The sequence below is a fragment of the Urechidicola vernalis genome (genome assembly GCF_031846385.1).
Classification (GTDB): domain Bacteria; phylum Bacteroidota; class Bacteroidia; order Flavobacteriales; family Flavobacteriaceae; genus Urechidicola; species Urechidicola vernalis.
In genome coordinates, this window is sequence record NZ_JAVRHV010000002.1 from 166,733 (window position 1) to 186,479 (window position 19,747).

14 protein-coding genes are annotated in these 19,747 nt (G+C 33.8%); 9 read left to right on the top strand and 5 right to left on the bottom strand.

The window, feature by feature from the left end:
* Window positions 1-40: 40 nt before the first annotated feature.
* Together RM519_RS06015 and RM519_RS06020 are read left to right on the top strand one after the other, a co-directional pair.
* A complete protein-coding gene (locus tag RM519_RS06015) occupies window positions 41-736 on the top strand; it encodes an SDR family NAD(P)-dependent oxidoreductase (protein WP_311592730.1) in 696 nt (231 codons plus the stop codon).
* 73 nt (window positions 737-809) lie between these two features.
* The gene (locus RM519_RS06020) at window positions 810-1,871 is read left to right on the top strand and encodes an FG-GAP repeat domain-containing protein (RefSeq protein ID WP_311592732.1); all 1,062 of its coding nucleotides are present in this window, start codon (window positions 810-812) and stop codon (window positions 1,869-1,871) included.
* 43 nt (window positions 1,872-1,914) lie between these two features.
* Here the strand turns inward: RM519_RS06020 and RM519_RS06025 are convergent, their stop codons facing one another.
* Window positions 1,915-3,618, bottom strand: coding sequence for a LysM peptidoglycan-binding domain-containing protein (locus RM519_RS06025; protein ID WP_311592734.1), 1,704 nt, complete (start codon window positions 3,616-3,618; stop codon window positions 1,915-1,917).
* 30 nt (window positions 3,619-3,648) lie between these two features.
* Complete coding sequence (gene guaA / locus RM519_RS06030; protein WP_311592735.1) at window positions 3,649-5,181, bottom strand: glutamine-hydrolyzing GMP synthase; 1,533 nt, start codon at window positions 5,179-5,181, stop codon at window positions 3,649-3,651.
* Window positions 5,182-5,265: 84 nt separating this feature from the next.
* Between guaA and RM519_RS06035 the strand changes: the two genes are divergently transcribed.
* The 4 genes from RM519_RS06035 (at window position 5,266) to RM519_RS06050 (ending at window position 10,156) form a co-directional block, all read left to right on the top strand.
* Window positions 5,266-5,736 carry a histidine triad nucleotide-binding protein gene (locus tag RM519_RS06035; RefSeq protein WP_311592736.1) on the top strand — a complete coding sequence of 157 codons (471 nt, stop codon included), beginning with the start codon at window positions 5,266-5,268 and terminating at the stop codon, window positions 5,734-5,736.
* 283 nt (window positions 5,737-6,019) lie between these two features.
* Window positions 6,020-7,960: a DNA topoisomerase (ATP-hydrolyzing) subunit B gene (gyrB, locus tag RM519_RS06040; RefSeq protein WP_311592737.1), complete on the top strand. Its 1,941-nt coding sequence runs from the start codon at window positions 6,020-6,022 to the stop codon at window positions 7,958-7,960.
* Window positions 7,961-8,111: 151 nt separating this feature from the next.
* On the top strand, window positions 8,112-9,035 hold the full coding sequence (locus tag RM519_RS06045; RefSeq protein WP_311592738.1) for a malate dehydrogenase: 924 nt from the start codon (window positions 8,112-8,114) through the stop codon (window positions 9,033-9,035).
* Between the two features lie 95 nt (window positions 9,036-9,130).
* Window positions 9,131-10,156, top strand: coding sequence for an alkane 1-monooxygenase (locus tag RM519_RS06050; protein ID WP_311592739.1), 1,026 nt, complete (start codon window positions 9,131-9,133; stop codon window positions 10,154-10,156).
* 55 nt (window positions 10,157-10,211) lie between these two features.
* Here RM519_RS06050 and RM519_RS06055 read toward each other — a convergent pair whose 3' ends face one another.
* Window positions 10,212-11,888 carry a formate--tetrahydrofolate ligase gene (locus RM519_RS06055; RefSeq protein ID WP_311592741.1) on the bottom strand — a complete coding sequence of 559 codons (1,677 nt, stop codon included), beginning with the start codon at window positions 11,886-11,888 and terminating at the stop codon, window positions 10,212-10,214.
* A gap of 213 nt (window positions 11,889-12,101) precedes the next feature.
* Here RM519_RS06055 and secDF point away from each other — a divergent pair, with 213 nt between their 5' ends.
* The 3 genes from secDF (at window position 12,102) to obgE (ending at window position 17,320) form a co-directional block, all read left to right on the top strand.
* Complete coding sequence (gene secDF / locus RM519_RS06060; protein WP_311592742.1) at window positions 12,102-15,068, top strand: protein translocase subunit SecDF; 2,967 nt, start codon at window positions 12,102-12,104, stop codon at window positions 15,066-15,068.
* Between the two features lie 80 nt (window positions 15,069-15,148).
* The gene (locus RM519_RS06065) at window positions 15,149-16,261 is read left to right on the top strand and encodes an adenylate kinase (protein WP_311592743.1); all 1,113 of its coding nucleotides are present in this window, start codon (window positions 15,149-15,151) and stop codon (window positions 16,259-16,261) included.
* Window positions 16,262-16,327: 66 nt separating this feature from the next.
* On the top strand, window positions 16,328-17,320 hold the full coding sequence (gene obgE / locus RM519_RS06070; protein ID WP_311592744.1) for a GTPase ObgE: 993 nt from the start codon (window positions 16,328-16,330) through the stop codon (window positions 17,318-17,320).
* Here the strand turns inward: obgE and RM519_RS06075 are convergent.
* Complete coding sequence (locus RM519_RS06075) at window positions 17,317-17,742, bottom strand: energy transducer TonB (RefSeq protein ID WP_311592745.1); 426 nt, start codon at window positions 17,740-17,742, stop codon at window positions 17,317-17,319. The two genes, obgE and RM519_RS06075, sit on opposite strands and share 4 nt — an antisense overlap.
* Window positions 17,743-17,818: 76 nt before the next feature.
* Entirely contained in the window at window positions 17,819-19,633 is a 1,815-nt protein-coding gene (locus tag RM519_RS06080) for a tetratricopeptide repeat-containing sensor histidine kinase (protein WP_311592746.1), read from the bottom strand.
* Window positions 19,634-19,747: the final 114 nt, after the last annotated feature.

Sequence of the window (19,747 nt, forward strand, 5' to 3'; positions counted from 1 at the left end):
GCTTTTCAAGAAAAGTAAGCATCTGAATAAAGCTAACTCTATGAGAAATTATGTAATAATAGGAGGATCCTCTGGAATAGGAAAAGAAATAGTTTCTATTCTTGAAAATGAAGAAACAAATGTTATCGCAACTTATAACACTAATAAAGTTGAAAACAGGAAAAACGTTGCATTTATTAAGTTAGATATCAATTCTGAAAATTTAGATATCTCTGATTTTCCAGAAGAGATTCATGGGTTGGCATATTGTCCTGGCAGTATAAATTTGAAACCGTTTCATCGTTTTAAAGATGAAGATTTTTTGTCCGATTTTAAACTGCAAGTACTTGGTGCTACTAAAATTATAAAACAACTATTGCCAAATCTAAAAAAAAGTGGTGATGCTTCTATTCTTTTATTTTCTACAATTGCCGTGCAATCTGGTTTTAACTTCCATTCGCAAGTTGCAATTTCCAAAGGTGCAATTGAGGGACTCACTAGATCTTTGTCTGCCGAATTGGCCCCAACTATAAGAGTAAACGCCTTAGCGCCATCGTTAACCAAAACAAATTTAGCGAGCAGATTATTAGGCACTCCTGAAAAAATAGCCTTTCAATCCGCAAGAAATCCATTAAAAAAAATAGGCGCACCAGAAGATATTGCAAAGGCTGCAGTATTCTTATTAACCCGAAACTCCTCATGGGTTACAGGGCAAATAATCCATGTAGATGGAGGGAGTTCGGTAATCAAAAGTTAATGCGTCTTAAAGTTGAAAAAAAAGTATGAAATATTTTAAAATGCTAATTTGCATTGCCTTCCCAATTTTATCAATGAGTCAAGAACTTAAATTTGTTTCAAATTCTAGAAATGTACTTGGTCAAAGTAAAGACAAATCAGCATCAATTAGTGCTGGTGATATAGATAATGATGGTGATCTCGATTTGATTGTTGCAAATGGTAGGCATTGGCCAGAATCAAACAAAATATTCATCAACAATGGTTATGGAAAATTCACAGTATCAAAACTACTAGATCAATTAGAGGAAACGAGTTACGCAACAGAATTAGCAGATATTGACAATGATGGTGATTTAGATATTGCTGTTGGAAATGATATGGCTCCAAATGCCATTTATTTAAATGATGGTAAAGGCAATTATACTAGATCAACTAATTTTGGTGAAGCATACAGCCCAACCAGAAACTTAAAAACAGTTGATATAGATTTAGATGGCGATATTGATATCCTAATTACAAACAGAGGAAAAGAAAATGAAATTTGCTTAAACAATGGTAAAGGCATTTTTTCTAAAGTATTGAAATTCGGTTCTAAAGATGATTCTACAATCGATGTTGCAGTTGTCGACATCAATAAAGATGGTCATTTAGATTTAATCCTTGCAAATAGAGACCAGCAACAAAACTATATTTATTTAAACGACGGAAATTTAAATTTTACGGAAAAAATTCCCTTTGGAACTGGGAAAGACGAAACGAGATCTGTTGGTGTTTTTGACTTCAACAACGATACGTATTTAGATATTGTTACGGCAAATATTAAAGAACCGAACAGTATCTATTTTGGTAGTAAAAAACTAGATTTCAGTAAACAGGAAGCATTTGACAAAACAGCAAGCAACTCCTACTCTATGGACTTTGGAGATTTGGATGGTAATGGCAGTTATGACATTGTTGTTGCCAATGTAAACGAACCAAATATGGTGTTCTTAAATTTAGGTAAAGAAAATGGTTGGCAAAAAATTATTCTAAGAGATAAACCATTTTACACCTATGATATTATTCTTGCTGACTTAAATAATGACAATAGGTTAGATATTATAGAAAGTAATTCTGAGGAGATGAATTTCATTTATTTAAATATTTTAAAATAAAAAAGCAGCCATAAGGCTGCTTTTTTATTTTTCTAAATCAGAGTTAATTCAATTCTATTAAACTCAAATCACTTTGGTATTGCAATAAGTATATTCCTTTATTTTCTGTACTACCGAACAAGCGCTTTTTATAATCAAACTTGGTCAATACACGTTCTGAAACACCAAGTGTTGCTCCCTCATTAAAATCCTCTCCACTAGACAAACGCAACAAAGTATCATACATTACGTCAAAACCTCTTTTAGCATAATCAGATGGTCGTACATGATATTTCTGTCTGTACATTCCTTGAAAGTTAGCATATGCACTACTGGCTACATTGTTAAACTCAGTTGACGCGTATGTGAAATTCAATCGAGCCAAATGCTCGTTCATTACATCTTTATAGTTATTCCCTTTTTGTGGAGCAAACATTTGAATTTCTCTATTCTCTAATGGCAAGGTCCCCAAATTATTTACAGCATCATTGGTAACAATATTATCATCGCTTAAAAGAATAACCCAGTTCTTTTTTTGAATGGTATCTATTACTTCAATAAAACGATCTTTTGCAATATATCCACCAATTGGTTTAATTATCGTTATTTCTCCAATAGAATCATGTGTACTCAAAAGTTCTTTTACTCTATTAATTCTTATAGCAGAAGCGTTAGAATTATCCCCAACAATTATAACTTTCTCATTCGTATAGGTAGCAACTAAATGTTGCTCAATTTTTGCTTCTAACAATTCTTTATTTGGAGCAACTTTTATCAAATTATTATCAGATATACTTGCTTGAGACTTAGAATAAATTGGAGCAATTACAGGAACATCATTCAATGTTTTTGAAACTTGCTTAGCCTTATTCATAAATAACGGACCAACAATAGCATCTACTTCATCAAAATCATACGAATTTGCGATTGTAGAAACTTTACCTGCGTTGTTTTCGGTATCAACGACATCTAAAGAAACATTCATTCCCTGAGCACGCAATGAATCCAGCGCTACCAAAGCCCCAGAATGAAAGTCTGTTACAATATTTAACAATCTATTGTCCCATTCAAATTCTTCATCTTCAAAATCAAAAGACTTCAACTTATAAGGCAACATCAACAAAACATTTAAAGGTTTGTTAGTTACTTCATCAACAAATAAATTCAAATCTTCTAATTCACGCTCATCTTCTTTCTCTCCTACTTTTAAATTCATTCCCAATTTCAACCCGTCCTCTAATGCAGGATTCATTCCATACAACTCCTCTTCAGTAATACTATATTTCTTAGTAATATTATAAACAGTATCGTCTTTTACTACTAAATGCATAATTGCATTCGGATCTATCTCCTCTTCAACTATCATTTTTTCTACTTCTGAAGCATCTGGAATTCGAATAATTCTTCCGGTACTTAAATAATCTCCAGTTAAATTATTGACTTTTTTAATCGCTTCTACAGTCACTCCATATTTTTGAGCAATGCTAAATAAAGTCTCCTTACGTTGCACAGTGTGTAAGCCCTCTGAATCCACTACTCCTTCTACAAATGCTCTATTTGGAATAATGATAACCGTATTTGCTTTTGGCTTTTTAGCTACATCCGGATTTAAACGCAATAAATCCTTTTGCTTCATATTATTATCCTTAGCAATACTTTTCATAGTCTCTCCAACTTTAACTGTATAAGAGATGTATTTCTTTTGTTGGCTAAACGAATTGAACACAACAAATAATACCATGAAAACTAAAACACCAAATTTCTTCATATCCTTAATTTAATTACTCAACATCAAAAACTATTCCCACTCAATTGTAGCAGGCGGTTTTGAACTAATATCATATACTACCCTATTAACGCCTTTTACGTTATTTATTATTTTGTTTGAGGTCTCTTGTAAAAATTTATATGGTAAATCTACCCAGTCGGCTGTCATTCCATCTACAGATTCAACAGCTCTCAATGCTACACATTTCTCATACGTTCGCTCATCACCCATCACTCCAACAGAGTTTACTGGCAATAACATTGCACCAGCCTGCCAAACATCATTATACAAGCCCCATTTCTTTAATCCGTTTATAAAGATTGCATCCACCTCTTGCAACATACGCACTTTTTCAGCCGTAATATCTCCTAAAATACGAATTCCTAAACCAGGACCTGGAAATGGATGACGTCCTAATAATTCAGCATCAATACCCATAGATTTTCCAACTCTACGAACCTCATCTTTAAAAATCATACGTAAAGGCTCTACCACTTTCAATTTCATGAAATCTGGCAAACCACCAACATTATGATGACTCTTAATTGTTGCACTTGGTCCTCCTGTTGCTGATACTGATTCTATCACATCAGGATAAATAGTTCCTTGTGCTAAAAACTTCACATCTTCTAATAAATGTGATTCATCATCAAAAACTTCAATAAATACACGTCCAATGATTTTACGTTTTCCTTCTGGGTCACTTTCGCCAGCCAGTTCTTTTAAGAAACGATCAGCAGCATCTACGCCTTTTACATTTAAGCCCATCCCTTCGTACTGCTTCAATACACTTTCGAATTCGTCTTTACGCAACAATCCATTATTTACAAATATGCAATAAAGATTTTCACCTATAGCCTTGTTTAAAAGTACCGCAGCAACTGTAGAATCAACTCCACCAGACAAGCCTAAAACAACTTTATCATTACCCACTTTTTCTTTTAAAGCAGCAACCGTAGTTTCAACAAATGAATCTGGTGTCCATTCTTGATTTAAACCTGCAATCTTAACTAAAAAGTTTTCCAATAATTGAGCCCCATCGGTAGAATGATATACCTCAGGATGAAATTGAATCGCAAAAGTATCTTCTCCCTCAATCTTATATGCTGCATTGGTTACATCTTCCGTACTTGCAATCATCTTATAATTAGAAGGTAAAGACAAAATTGTATCTGAATGGCTCATCCAAACTTGGCTTCCTTCATTGATTCCTGCGAATAACGTTTCAGAAGTATCTAAGTGTGTTAAATGGGCTCTTCCATACTCACGCGTATTAGACGCTCCTACCTCACCTCCATAATTATGAGCTAAATATTGCGCTCCATAACAAACGCCTAATAAAGGAATCTTTCCTTTTATTTCTGACAAGTCTGGGTTTGGTGCTTCTTCTCCTCTAACTGAGTGTGGACTACCGGACAGAATTACTGCCTTGTAATCAGATACGTTAAACTTTTTGCTATTGTAAGGGTGTATTTCGCTGTATATGTTGAGCTCTCGAACTCTACGTGCAATTAATTGCGTGAACTGCGAACCGAAATCTAAAATAAGTACTTTGTGTTGCATGCGCAAAAATAAAACTAAAATCAGAAACCCTACTCAACTATTGATTTATTTTTTTACGTTTGAAATCAATTTAATTTTCCATCTATGAAAACTGCTTTACAACTTGTTTTATTTTGTTTATTCTCTGTCAGTATTTCCTATGCTCAAAGCGATGCTTATCAAAAAAAGAAGCAAGATAAAATTGACAAAGGTTCCGTATTTACTAAAATCATCAATAGAGAATTACCTGCAACCATTGAATATGAAGATGAGGAAATTATTGCATTTGTCCCTAATCGATTACAAGCTCCAGTTCACTTATTAATTGTTCCTAAAAAAGAAATCTATACGATTAACGATGCAGAACAAGAAGACACCGAAGTTTTAGGTAAAATGTTACTCGTTGCTAAAAAATTAGCAAAAGAAAAGGGTATTGCAGAAACCGGTTATCGAATCGCTATTAACACCAACGAAGATTCTGGGCAATCAGTTTTTCATATTCATATGCATTTACTAGGCGGAAAAAAATTAGGGCCAATGGTGGATCAAACAGGAACAAGTAAGCATAAGGACTAATTCGACGTTTTTTACATTTTAAAACAGTAAATAAACCCATATTAACCGTTTTTTTTACTTCGATAAAACCTGTACAATGCACTTTCTTTAAAAAGCAATTTTAAAGACATCCGTTGCGTCCTGACTTCTAATATAAGGTGTTTTTTAGCCGTTTTAAGCCACTTTTAGTTTTTTACAAAATGTTAATAACTTCAATACTCCTATTGAAAAACTAAAAAAAAACCACTCTTTTAAAAAGTATCTTTGATAGGATTTTTTTTAGAACAGAAAACATAATTAATTTATGAGCGAAGAAGCAAAAAAACACAATTATTCGGCCGATAGTATTCAGGCCCTTGAAGGAATGGAGCACGTACGTATGCGCCCTTCCATGTATATTGGAGATGTAGGAGTTAGAGGTTTACACCACTTAGTATATGAAGTAGTAGACAACTCTATTGATGAGGCAATGGGTGGTCACTGTGACACCATTGATGTATGGATTAACGAAGATAATTCAATTTCTGTAAAAGATAACGGACGTGGTATTCCAGTTGGAATTCACAAAAAAGAAGGCGTATCTGCTTTGCAAGTAGTAATGACCAAAATTGGTGCCGGTGGTAAGTTTGACAAAGATTCTTATAAAGTTTCTGGTGGACTGCACGGTGTTGGGGTTTCTTGTGTAAATGCACTTTCTAATCATTTAAAAGCGACCGTTTATAAAGAAGGTAAAATTTGGGAGCAAGAATACGAAAAAGGAAAAGCGCTTTACCCAGTTAAATCTATTGGAGAAACAACAGAGAATGGAACAGTTGTAACATTTACTCCAGATGATACGATCTTTACGATTACTACAGAATATAGTTACGATACTTTATCTGCAAGATTACGTGAGTTAGCGTATCTTAATAAAGGATTAACGATTTCTATTACAGATAAAAGAAGAACAGACAATGAAGGAAATCTAGTTTCTGAAACTTTTAAGAGTGAAAGAGGTTTGCCTGAGTTTATCGAATACCTAGATGCAACTCGTGAGCAATTAACTGCTGGAGTTATCTCTATGGAAGGTGAGAAAAATGGTGTACCTGTAGAGGTTGCCATGGTTTACAATACTTCATTCTCAGAAAATTTACATTCATATGTAAATAATATCAACACACATGAAGGTGGAACACACCTTTCTGGATTTAGACGTGGATTAACGGCTACCCTTAAAAAATATGCTGATAATTCAGGGATGTTGAAAAACTTAAAATTTGAAATTGCTGGTGATGATTTCCGTGAAGGATTAACGGCAATTATTTCTGTAAAAGTTGCAGAACCTCAGTTTGAAGGGCAAACCAAAACAAAATTAGGAAACAGAGAAGTTACTGCTGCTGTAAGTCAGGCTGTATCTGAAATGTTAACCGATTATTTAGAAGAAAACCCGAACGATGCTAAAACAATTGTTCAAAAGGTAATCTTAGCGGCACAAGCCAGACATGCTGCACGTAAAGCACGTGAAATGGTGCAACGTAAAACAGTGATGTCCATTGGTGGTTTACCTGGAAAATTAAGTGACTGTTCTGAGACAGATCCAGAAAAATGTGAGATATTCTTAGTCGAGGGAGATTCGGCGGGTGGAACTGCAAAACAAGGACGTGATAGAATGTTCCAAGCAATTTTACCATTAAGAGGGAAAATATTGAATGTTGAGAAAGCCATGCAGCACAAGGTTTTTGAAAACGAAGAAATCAAAAATATGTTTACTGCTCTTGGAGTATCCATTGGAACAGAAGAAGACCCAAGAGCTCTAAACTTATCAAAACTTAGATATAAAAAAGTAGTAATTATGTGTGATGCCGATGTTGATGGTAGTCACATTGCGACGTTGATTTTAACATTCTTCTTCCGATTTATGAAAGAATTAATTGAAGAAGGTTGTGTGTATATTGCTGCTCCACCTTTATATTTAGTTAAGAAAGGTCAAAAAAGAGAATATGCTTGGAATGATGACCAACGTGATTTAATTGTTCAAAAAATGGGTGGAAGTGCATCGATTCAAAGATATAAAGGTCTTGGAGAGATGAATGCTGAGCAACTTTGGGATACAACAATGAATCCAGAGTTCAGAACTTTACGTCAAGTTGTAATAGACAATGGAACAGAAGCAGATAGAGTATTCTCTATGCTAATGGGTGATGAAGTGCCGCCTCGTAGAGAGTTTATCGAAAACAATGCGAAATATGCAAATATTGATGTATAATATCGATAAAATATAAATTTAAAAGCCTCGTTTTTACGAGGCTTTTTTATTGAATGTATTTTACCTTTTTATTATAAAATCTATTCTTTTAATCGTCTTAAAATCACTAAATTTGCGACTCAAAATTTTATCAATCTAAAAAAATACATAAATGAAAGTAACAGTTGTTGGTGCAGGTGCCGTAGGAGCGAGTTGTGCAGAGTATATCGCAATGAAAGATTTTGCTTCGGAAGTTGTAATTCTTGATATTAAAGAAGGATTTGCAGAAGGAAAAGCAATGGACTTAATGCAAACTGCCTCTTTAAATGGTTTTGACACTACTATTGTTGGAACAACAGGTGATTATTCTAAAACTGTTGGAAGTGATGTAGCAGTTATCACAAGCGGTATTCCTCGTAAACCAGGAATGACACGTGAAGAATTAATCGGAATCAATGCTGGAATTGTAAAAATGGTTTCTGAAAATCTAATTGCACAGTCTCCAGAGATTATTATAATTGTTGTATCGAATCCTATGGATACAATGACTTACTTAACTCATAAATCAACTGGATTGCCAAAGAATAGAATCATTGGTATGGGTGGTGCTTTAGATAGCGCTCGTTTTAAATACCGTTTAGCTGAAGCATTAGAAGCTCCAATTTCTGATGTTGACGGAATGGTAATTGGAGGTCACTCTGATAAAGGAATGGTTCCTTTAACCAGAATGGCTACAAGAAATAGCGTAAGAGTTTCTGAATTTTTATCAGAAGAGCATTTAGGACAAGTTGCTGCTGATACTAAAGTTGGAGGTGCTACTTTAACTGGCCTTTTAGGTACAAGTGCATGGTATGCGCCAGGTGCTGCTGTTTCTGAATTGGTAAAGGCTATTGCTTTAGATTCTAAAAAGATTTTCCCTTGTTCTGCTCTATTAGAAGGAGAATATGGATTGAATGATTTATGTATCGGAGTACCTGTCGTTTTAGGTAAAAATGGTATCGAAAAAATCGTTGAGATAGAATTAGATGGGGCTGAAAAAGCAAAATTAATTGAAAGTGCTGAAGGCGTTAAAAAGACCAACAGCCTATTGAATTAATTCTTAATTCAAACTGAATAAAAAAATCCTCATTTTTTAATTAGATGAGGATTTTTCCATTTTTAAAAATGTATATTTACGGAACTATCGGATTAATGAGAAAATTCAAATATTTCTTTATTTACATATTACCTTTATCTGCTTTTGTAGCATTTGTATCTGAAGGTCTTTTTACTTTCTTACCTTTTATTTTAGCATTTATAATCGTTCCTCTCTTGGAACTTTCTATAAAACCAGATCATTCAAATCTTTCTAAACTTGAAGCAGATATTGCTAAGCACTCATTTCATTACAGAGCCATTGTATACAGTATGGTACCGATTCAAGTTGGATTACTAGTTCTGTTTCTAACAACCGCTACAAATTATTTTTCTACATTAGAAATTGCTGGACGTATTTCTTCAATGGGGATTTTATGCGGAATTATTGGAATAAATGTTGGTCATGAATTGGGTCATAATGATTCTCGGTTGAATCAATTTTTGGGGGAATTACTGCTTTTAACTTCACTTGAGACTCATTTTTTAATTTATCATAATTACGGGCATCATGTAGAGGTCGCAACTCCAAATGACCCAGCAACTGCAAGAAGAGATGAATGGCTTTACACATTTTGGTTTCGCTCTCAAATTGGAAGTTATTCTAAAGCTTGGCAACTACAAAAAAAGAAATTAATAATTCAAAAAAAAGCGTTCATATCACTAGAAAACAAAATGTTATGGTATACAGTTTCACAACTTATATTATGTATTGTTATTTTTTCCACCCTTGGAATTTCAATTCTGCTTCAATTTATAATTGCTGCTATTGTTGGGATTCTTCTTTTAGAAACAGTTAATTATATTGAACACTACGGTCTACTGCGCAAACGGAAGAAAAGTGGTAGATATGAACTCGTTAACCCAACACACTCATGGAACTCCAATCATATTGTAGGACGAATTTTGTTATTTGAATTATCACGTCATTCAGATCATCACCATAGAGCAAATAAGCCCTACCAAATATTAAACTCGCATAAGGATTCACCTCAAATGGTCACAGGTTATCCCGGCATGATGTTTTTAGCCTTATTCCCTGTAATTTGGATAAGAGTAATGAACAAGAAATTACCTCAGTAAAAACAAAAAGTCAGAACATATTTTCTAACTTTTTGTTTTTTAGATTCATCTTTTCCTAAGATAATCCGGAAATAACACCGTTATTATCTATAGTCATATTTGTTGATGCGGGCACACTTGGTAATCCTGGCATCCGCATCATTTTTCCAAGGATTGGAATTACAAAACGAGCTCCCGCAGCAATTTCAATTTCTCTTACTGTAACTTTAAAGCCAGTTGGCCTTCCAATTCTAGATTCTACATCAGAAAATGACTTTTGGGTTTTTGCCATACATACTGCAAAATCATTAAATCCTAATCGGTCTATTCTTTTTAAATTTAATGCTGCTTTCTTATCGAATACCACGCCGTCAGCGCCATAAATTTCTTTCGCAATGGTTTCTATCTTTTCTTTCATAGGCGATTTCCAATCGTAAATTGGCTTAAACTGAGTTGCTTTGTTTTCTACAACATCTACAACTGCTCTTGCTAAATCTTGAGTACCTTCACCTCCTTTCGCCCATCCTTCTGAAAGGACTGCCTGCACTCCTAAATTAGCACACGCATCTTTTATAAATTGTACTTCTTCATCTGAATCAGAAATGAACGAATTAATTGCAACTACTGGTTCAATATTAAACTTTCTAATATTTTCAATATGCTTTTCAAGGTTTTTAAACCCTTCAGTAACGCGCTCTAAATTAGGCGTATTGTATTCTTCCTTCTTCGCTCCACCATGATGTCTTAGCGCTCTAATAGTCGCTACTAACACCACACATTTAGGATTCAAATCTGCTGCCGCACATTTTATATCTAAAAATTTCTCAGCGCCTAAATCTGCACCAAAACCAGCCTCTGTTACCACATAATCACTTAAAGAAAGTCCCATTTTTGTAGCAATAATAGTATTGGTGCCTTGCGCAATATTCGCAAAAGGACCTCCATGAATAATTGCTGGGTTCTCTTCTAAAGTCTGTACTAAATTTGGTTTAATTGCATCTTTCAATAAAATAGCCATCGCATTTTCTGCATTTAAATCACGAGCAAAAATTGGTTTCTTATCAAATGTAAATCCGATAAAAATATCCCCCAAGCGCTGTTTCAAATCTTCAAAATCTGTTGCCATACATAAAATGGCCATCACTTCAGATGCAGGTGTGATATTGAATCCGTCTTGTCTAGGAATTCCGTTAGCAGTACCTCCCAGTCCAATTGTTATATCTCTTAGAGCGCGGTCATTCATATCGATAACTCGCTTCCATAGAATTGTTCTCGGATCAATATTTAAATTATTGACCTTACTTTGTAAATTGTTATCAATTAAAGCTGATAACAAATTGTTTGCCTTCTCAACCGCATTAAAATCACCTGTAAAATGCAAATTGATATCTTCCATCGGAACTACTTGAGAATAACCTCCACCAGCAGCACCACCTTTAATTCCAAATACTGGCCCCAAAGAAGGTTCTCTTAAAACAACGGTTGTTTGTTTTCCAATTTTATTCAATCCTTCTGTAAGACCTATCGACACCGTAGTTTTTCCTTCACCAGCCGGTGTTGGAGTTAATGCCGTAACCAACACTAAATTGCTGTTTTTTATTTTCGATTCATTAATTAAGCTAAGCGGTAATTTCGCTTTATACTTTCCATACATCTCCATATCATCCTCATCAATATTGATTTTTTTAGCAATATTTTTAATGTGAATTAAGGTTGCTTCTTGTGCTATTTCAATGTCTGTTTTGTAACTCATGGCATAAATTTTTTAGTATGTAAATATACTATTTCCTAAATTGTGCATTCCTGATAATAATCAGTTTTTTACGGAACAATCAACAATCCCATGTACATAGTGAATTCGCTAACAATCAAGCCCTTGAATTAATCTTAAAAAATACTAGCATTTCGTGCTGAAAATTTTATATTTGCACGTTTATAAAAAATATTAGATTAAAATTAGTTTAGAATGCAAAACAAAGGACTTATAAAGTTATTTGCAATCCTCTTTGGATTAGTGAGTTTGTACCAATTATCATTTACTTGGTTCGCAAAAAATGTTACGGATGATGCAAAAGAATTTGCGATTGAAAAAGCAGCGGGTGATGCTACACAAATAGCAAGGTTTGAGAGAATCTATTTAGATTCTGTAGCAAACGATACCATTGTTCCTCTTTTCAATTATTCTTACAACGATATTAAAGACAAGTCTATGAATTTAGGGTTGGATTTAAAAGGAGGGATCAACGCTATTTTGCAAGTATCTGTTAAAGACATCTTAGTAGGGTTATCTAACGATTCTAAAAACCCAGTGTTTAGAGAAGCTTTAGAAACTGCAAGTGCAAAACAAAAAAGTAGTAACCAACGTTTCTTAGATATCTTTTTTGAAGAATTTGAAACAGCTAGTAATGGAACTGTTAAACTAAGTGACCCTAGTATTTTTGGTAACAAATCTTTAAGTGATAAAATTACATTTAGAAATACAAACGACGAAGTAAAACCAATTATTGAAGAAGAAATTAACGCTTCGATCTCTACTGCGTTTCAAGTATTAAGAAACAGAATTGACAAATTTGGTGTTACACAACCAAACATTCAACGTATCGGAACTTCAGGAAGAATCTTAATTGAATTACCAGGAGCAAAAGACGTTGATCGTGTTGAAAAATTATTACAAAGCACAGCTGAATTAGAGTTTTGGGAAGCATATAAAAATGTAGATATTCAAAGTTTCTTATATGCTGCTGATGCTAAAACTGCGGAGTTATTTGCTACTGAAGAAGTTGCAGACACTGCTTCAACTGAAGAAAACTTAGACGACTTATTAGGAGAAGTTTCTGATTCAATTACGACTCCAACAAGACAAAACAGATTATTTGCTTACTTATATCCAAATGTTGCTCAGAACCCACAACAAGCAAGTTCTTTAATTGGACAAGCGGCCGTTGCAGATACAGCAAAAGTAAATGCATTCTTAGCAAACAAAGATATTAGAGCATTATTACCATCAGAACAGCGTTATGCTAAGTTCTTATGGGACGCAAAACCAAATGGAGAAATCTTAGGTTTATATGCTATTAAATCTAACCGTGAAGATATTGCTCCAATTGAGGGAGATGTAATTGACGATGCTAGACAAGGGTTTGACCAATTTGGTAATAACCCAGAAGTTAGTATGAAAATGAATTCTGTTGGAACAAAATTATGGGCTAAATTAACTACGGAAAATGCAAACGGAGGGTTTGTTGCTGTAGTTTTAGATAACGAAGTACACTCTGCTCCTAGAGTAGGTGATCCTATCTTAGCGGGTAGCACTTCTATTTCTGGTGGTAACATGACCATTACTGAAGCAGAAGATTTAGCAAACGTATTAAAAGCCGGTAAACTACCAGCTGCAGCACATATTGTTCAAAAAGCGGTTGTTGGACCATCTTTAGGACAAAAAGCAATTGATAGCAGTTTTAGATCTTTTGGATTGGCCTTAATCTTGGTTTTAATTTGGATGGTATTCTATTATGGTAAAGCAGGTTTGTATGCTAACATTGCCTTAGCGGTAAACATTCTATTCTTATTTGGTTGGTTAGCATCGTTTGGTGCAGTATTAACATTACCAGGTATTGCAGGTATTATCTTAACAATTGGTATGTCTGTAGATGCGAACGTAATTATCTTTGAGCGTATTAAAGAAGAATTAGCGGGCGGCAAAGGATTGAAAGAAGCCATTGCAGGTGGATTCAGTTTTAAAGGAGCCTTATCTGCAATTTTAGATGCCAACGTTACTACTTTCTTAACCGGTGTTATCTTATTTGTATTTGGTACTGGACCAATTAAAGGATTTGCTTACACCTTAATGTTAGGTATTGTAACTTCATTCTTTACAGCAGTATTTATTACGCGAATTATCTTAAACTGGTCTACGAATAAAAACAGCAGTTTAACTTTTAACACGAACATCACAAAGAGTTGGTTCCAAAATATCAATGTAGATTTCTTAAAGAAAAGGAAAATTGCATATGCTATTTCAGGTTTGATTATATTAGGAGGTATTGGTTCTTTGTTTACAAATAGCTTAAACTACGGAGTTGATTTTGTTGGAGGACGTTCTTACGTTGTTAAATTTGAAAACGCTATGAATGCTTCTGAAGTTGCAGGAACATTGAAAGATGTTTTTGAAGATGCTCCAGAGGTGAAAACATACGGTGCTGCAAGTCAGTTAAAAATTACAACGAAGTTCAGAATTGACGAAGATGGAAACACTGTTGATGATGAAGTAAGAGATTTACTATTTACAGGATTACAAACTTATTTACCAGACGGAATGACATTAGATCAATTTAAAGTTGATTATGAAGGTCCTCGTGCTGCTGGTATAGAAAGTCAGATAAAAGTTGAGCCTACAATTGCAGATGATATTAAAACTGCTGCAACTTGGGCTATCGTTGGATCGTTATTGGTTGTATTCTTATACATCTTGATACGATTTAGAAAATGGCAATATAGTTTAGGTGCTGTTACCGCAGTATTCCACGATGTATTAATCGTATTATCTATATTCTCTTTATTATACAAAGTGATGCCATTTGATATGGAAATAGGACAATCATTTATTGCAGCAATCTTAACAGTTGTTGGATATTCATTGAATGATACCGTGGTAATATTTGACCGTATTAGAGAGTATACAAATCAGCATAGTTCTTGGAAATTCAATAGAATTGTAAACAGCGCATTGAGCAATACCTTAGGTAGAACAATTAATACTTCTATTACAACATTAGTAGTGTTATCTGCCATATTCCTTTTCGGTGGAGATTCTATTAGAGGATTTATGTTTGCTTTAATTGTTGGTGTAATTGTGGGTACATACTCATCATTATTTATTGCATCTCCAATTATGTATGACACGACAAAAAAATTAGACGAGGGTAAAAAATAAACCCTACTCAAATAAGCTAAGAAACCGTCTCACTATGAGGCGGTTTTTTGTTATTTTTGCATTTTCCTATTTGAAAAGATATGAGCACTATTAAACTGCACGACAAATACTTTGAACCATATATTTCTAAAGAAATTGTTCAGAAAGTAACCAGCAATTTAGTTAATGAAATAGCGAATGACTGTAAAGATGAAGTGCCAATTTTTATTGGAATTCTAAATGGCTCATTTATGTTTGTTGCTGATTTTATTAGAGAATACCCTCGTGCATGTGAGGTTTCTTTTGTAAAAATGGCGTCTTATGAAGGCATACAATCAACAGGAGAAGTAAACGAATTGGTTGGTATAAATGAAGATTTAACGGGTAGAACTGTAGTAATCTTAGAAGACATTATTGATACCGGAAACACACTTCAAAAAATCTATGAAATTTTTAAGGATAAAAATGTTGGTAAATTAAAAATTGCCACGCTTTTCTTTAAACCAGATGTATTTAAAAAGGAATTACCAATAGATTTTATTGGTTTATCTATTCCCGATGAATTCATTGTTGGGTACGGATTGGATTATGATAATTTAGGAAGAAACATAGACAGCATATATAAAATAACAACACCCAACATGACTAATATTGTATTATTTGGCCCTCCAGGTGCCGGTAAAGGAACACAAGCAGATTTATTAAAAGAAAAATACAACCTTGTACACATTTCAACTGGAGATGTGTTTAGATTCAACATCAAAAACCAAACAGAGCTAGGCCTTTTAGCTAAGTCTTATATGGATGATGGAAATTTGGTTCCTGATGAAGTAACAATTAATATGTTAAAAGCAGAAGTAGAGAAAAATGCGGAAGCCAATGGATTTATTTTTGATGGATTCCCAAGAACATCTTCTCAGGCAAAAGCATTGGATGTATTCTTATCCGAAAAAGGAGAAACCATTAATGGAATGATTGCTTTAGAAGTTTCTGAAGACTTATTAGTTGAGCGTTTATTAGAACGTGGAAAAACGAGCGGAAGATCGGATGATCAAGATGAAGAGAAAATCCGTAATCGATTTAATGAGTACAATACAAAAACAGCTGTTTTAAAGGACTATTACGCAAAGCAAAACAAATACTTTGGTGCAAACGGTGTTGGAGGAATTGAAGAAATTACAGATAGATTAAGTGCTATCATAGACACGCTTTAAAAGAGCCGCAAATTAAATTGTTTCCCTGATTTTATCATTCGGAGTTGAACAATAAAACTTGAAATCATGACTGAAGGAAATTTTGTCGACTATATAAAAATTCACGCTGCTTCTGGAAAAGGAGGTAAAGGCTCTGTGCATTTACATCGCGAAAAGTATATTGCCAAAGGTGGGCCCGATGGTGGTGATGGAGGACGTGGAGGCCATGTTATTTTACGTGCCGACAAAAATCTTTGGACTTTGTTTCATATGAAGTTTAAAAAACACTTTAAGGCCGAGCATGGTGGTGACGGCTCTTCTGGCAGAAGTACTGGTAAAGATGGTAAAGATGTTTATATAGATGTACCGCTTGGCACCATTGTACGAGATCCGGAAACCGAAGAAATAATTCATGAAATCACTGCTGATGGTGAAGAAATTATTTTACAAGAAGGTGGTAAAGGTGGTCGCGGTAACTGGCATTTTAAGTCTTCTACAAATCAAACACCTCGTTATGCACAACCTGGAATTGATGGTAAAGACGGGTGGTTTCAAATCGAATTAAAAATATTGGCTGATGTTGGTTTAGTTGGCTTTCCGAATGCTGGTAAATCTACCTTACTTTCTGTTTTAACGGCTGCAAAACCAAAAATTGCTGATTATGCCTTTACAACATTAAAACCAAACCTTGGTATTGTAAAATATCGCGATTACAAAACATTTGTAATGGCTGATATTCCGGGTATTATTGAAGGAGCACATGAAGGAAAAGGTTTAGGACATCGATTTTTAAGACATATAGAGCGTAATTCTACATTGCTCTTCTTAATTCCTGCTGATAGCGATGATATTGCTAAGGAATATGCAGTATTATTAAATGAATTAAAACAGCACAATCCAGAACTTTTAGATAAAGAACGCTTATTGGTGGTATCTAAATCTGATATGTTAGATGAGGAATTGAAAACAGAACTTGAAAAAGAAATTCCAAAAGAAATTCCACATATGTTTATTTCTTCGGTGGCGCAAATGGGCTTAGTGGAACTAAAAGACAAGTTGTGGCAAATGCTAAATGATTAATTCACAATAACTATTGGAAGGCTAAATTCTGTCGCAACAGGAATCCCTCTTTTCAATGCTGGTTTTAAAACCGGCATAGTTACGATACTATTTTTAAGCAAACTATCTATTGTAGGTATTTGCTTTAATAAATTATCTGACATTTCTACATTGGTAAGTGAAACTTTTCCCGAACTTGAAACAAGTAGCTTTACTCTAACCGTATCAGCAACCTTTCTGGCAGTTATAATATTACTTTCAGAGAGCGACGCAAATATATGCTCCGATAATTTTATTTGAGAACATACACGTTGTTTATCCTGTGAAGGAATACTGTCACAATCAGGAAATAATGGAAACGTATCTACCGATTTATAATCTATTATGGTATCAATCATTTCTTCTTCAGCAAGTTTTTTCTTTTGAAAAAAATCGCATGACATCAATAACAATCCACAAAAAAATAAACAAGTAAAGCGTTGTATCATTTGGAATAAATAATAACGTGAAAATACAATTTTAATTTGGAATAGGAAGATCTATATAGATTTGAGTCCCGGTATTCTCAAATGGTTTAATTTCAATTTTTCCATTCATAACCTTCACTCTCGCCTTCACTTGTGTTAGACCAAGTCCATCCTTTTTAGTCACTTCTTGTAAATTGAATCCATCTCCATCATCAAAAATTTCGATATTTAATTTATTCTTTACAACCCTCATTCTAATAGATGCATTATAAGCATTACTATGCTTCATAATGTTATTTGCCAACTCTTCAATAATATGATGCGTCTTCACTTCAAAATGTTCATCATACCGGCCAACGTCCTTGACCTCGAACTTAAATGTTAATCTCGAATTTGAATATTTCTCACATAAATCCTCAATTGCTGTACGCAATCCAAATTTTAATAATACCGATGATATCAATTTATGAGAAAGATCTCTAACCTTATCAGAAGTCTCTGAAATAATAGCCTGAATCTTTTCTACCTCCGAAGGTGACTGATCTTTCAATTGCATTTTAACAGCAACTACATGTAAATTAGCCGAAGACAACAAAGAACTAACAGTATCATGCAATATTTCAGAAATATGTCTACGCTCTGCTTCCCTTCCATCTAAGGTTGCATTTAATATTTTCATTTGCACATCATTCTGCATTTTTTCAATTTCGTGTGCTTGTTCAATCTTTTCTCTTTCAAACTCAAGTTTAGTCTTCGCTCTTTTTAATTTAGTTGCTCTAATAAAAAGAAATATTGAAACTAAAGTTCCTGCCAAGGCAATTCCTAAAATGTATAAAAGTAATTCACGACTTTCTTTTTTTGAGCGCTCTATTTCCGTTTGCTTTTCTTTTTCCTCTAAAGCATATTTCGCACCAATTTCAGATATTTTGTTTTCTAGTTTTTCCTTACTTAACTCACGTTCTATTGAGGTGCCTTCAAACAAATAGTCATACCCATTCTTGTAACTTTCTTTTAAATAATACACCTGCGAAATATTATCTAAAGTTAAGGCTGTTATCTCTCTAGACTTAGTATCTGTTCTATCTTTCAACAATTCGTACGCCTTAAAATAATAATCGTTAGATTTATCTAATTCTTTTAAATACATACTAATAGAACCCAAATTAGAAAGTACTCCAGCTAATTTTAATGTGTCTTTATTTTGAGTGTGAATTTCGAGTGATTTTATACCATAATCCTGTGCCAAATCAAATTCTCCTTTACCTAAAGCTATTCCAATTAAATTGCTATAAACCGTTGCCAATGTTTCCGTATCTCCTCCTTCAGTAGGAAAAAAGCGCAGCACTTTTTCATAATTTACCTCAGCAATACCCATCTCTTGCTTCATTTGATAAATGCTTCCAATATTTAAATAGGCACTACTAATTGCAAGCGAATCATTTTGTTCAGTTGCAAAACTTAAACCTTGTTTAAAAAAATCTATCGCTAACTTAAAGTCATTAGCTCTTCCATAAATCCGTCCAATCTCTTCGGCGTATAAATGATGATATTTTGATGTTTTTAATTTCTTTAATTTTGTAAATCCCGTTAACAATCCTTCCAAAGCCAAATCATCCATATCATCTCCAATATTAATAGCTGCTTGATAATAGATAACGCGCAAAGCGTCTTTTACAGAAAGTTCTGGATATAATTCTTGAATTTGATTCAAAGCATTTTGAGCTTTACATTCCTTGCTTAAATTTAATTGGAATGCCGTTTCAGCAAATAAAGAATCTAATTGTTTTTGTGAATATAAAGATTGAATAAATAATCCATTAATAGCAATAAAGACTACTATTAACAGTCTATAGGGACTACGATACATGTAAACTTTTTCTTTGGTTAATTTAACACTTAACCTAGCAATATAATTAAGTGATTATTACAAACATAGGCTTTTAAATTTTAATAACCTCAATAATAGCCGCTTATATTTTAA

Excerpts from the sequence above, each read along its gene's own strand:
- RM519_RS06015 (WP_311592730.1), top strand. The coding sequence starts at position 41 with ATGAGAAATTATGTAATAATAGGAGGATCCTCTGGAATAGGAAAAGAA.
- RM519_RS06020 (WP_311592732.1), top strand. The coding sequence starts at position 810 with ATGAGTCAAGAACTTAAATTTGTTTCAAATTCTAGAAATGTACTTGGT.
- RM519_RS06025 (WP_311592734.1), bottom strand. The coding sequence starts at position 3,618 with ATGAAGAAATTTGGTGTTTTAGTTTTCATGGTATTATTTGTTGTGTTC.
- guaA (WP_311592735.1), bottom strand. The coding sequence starts at position 5,181 with ATGCAACACAAAGTACTTATTTTAGATTTCGGTTCGCAGTTCACGCAA.
- RM519_RS06035 (WP_311592736.1), top strand. The coding sequence starts at position 5,266 with ATGAAAACTGCTTTACAACTTGTTTTATTTTGTTTATTCTCTGTCAGT.
- gyrB (WP_311592737.1), top strand. The coding sequence starts at position 6,020 with ATGAGCGAAGAAGCAAAAAAACACAATTATTCGGCCGATAGTATTCAG.
- RM519_RS06045 (WP_311592738.1), top strand. The coding sequence starts at position 8,112 with ATGAAAGTAACAGTTGTTGGTGCAGGTGCCGTAGGAGCGAGTTGTGCA.
- RM519_RS06050 (WP_311592739.1), top strand. The coding sequence starts at position 9,131 with ATGAGAAAATTCAAATATTTCTTTATTTACATATTACCTTTATCTGCT.
- RM519_RS06055 (WP_311592741.1), bottom strand. The coding sequence starts at position 11,888 with ATGAGTTACAAAACAGACATTGAAATAGCACAAGAAGCAACCTTAATT.
- secDF (WP_311592742.1), top strand. The coding sequence starts at position 12,102 with ATGCAAAACAAAGGACTTATAAAGTTATTTGCAATCCTCTTTGGATTA.
- RM519_RS06065 (WP_311592743.1), top strand. The coding sequence starts at position 15,149 with ATGAGCACTATTAAACTGCACGACAAATACTTTGAACCATATATTTCT.
- obgE (WP_311592744.1), top strand. The coding sequence starts at position 16,328 with ATGACTGAAGGAAATTTTGTCGACTATATAAAAATTCACGCTGCTTCT.
- RM519_RS06075 (WP_311592745.1), bottom strand. The coding sequence starts at position 17,742 with ATGTCATGCGATTTTTTTCAAAAGAAAAAACTTGCTGAAGAAGAAATG.
- RM519_RS06080 (WP_311592746.1), bottom strand. The coding sequence starts at position 19,633 with ATGTATCGTAGTCCCTATAGACTGTTAATAGTAGTCTTTATTGCTATT.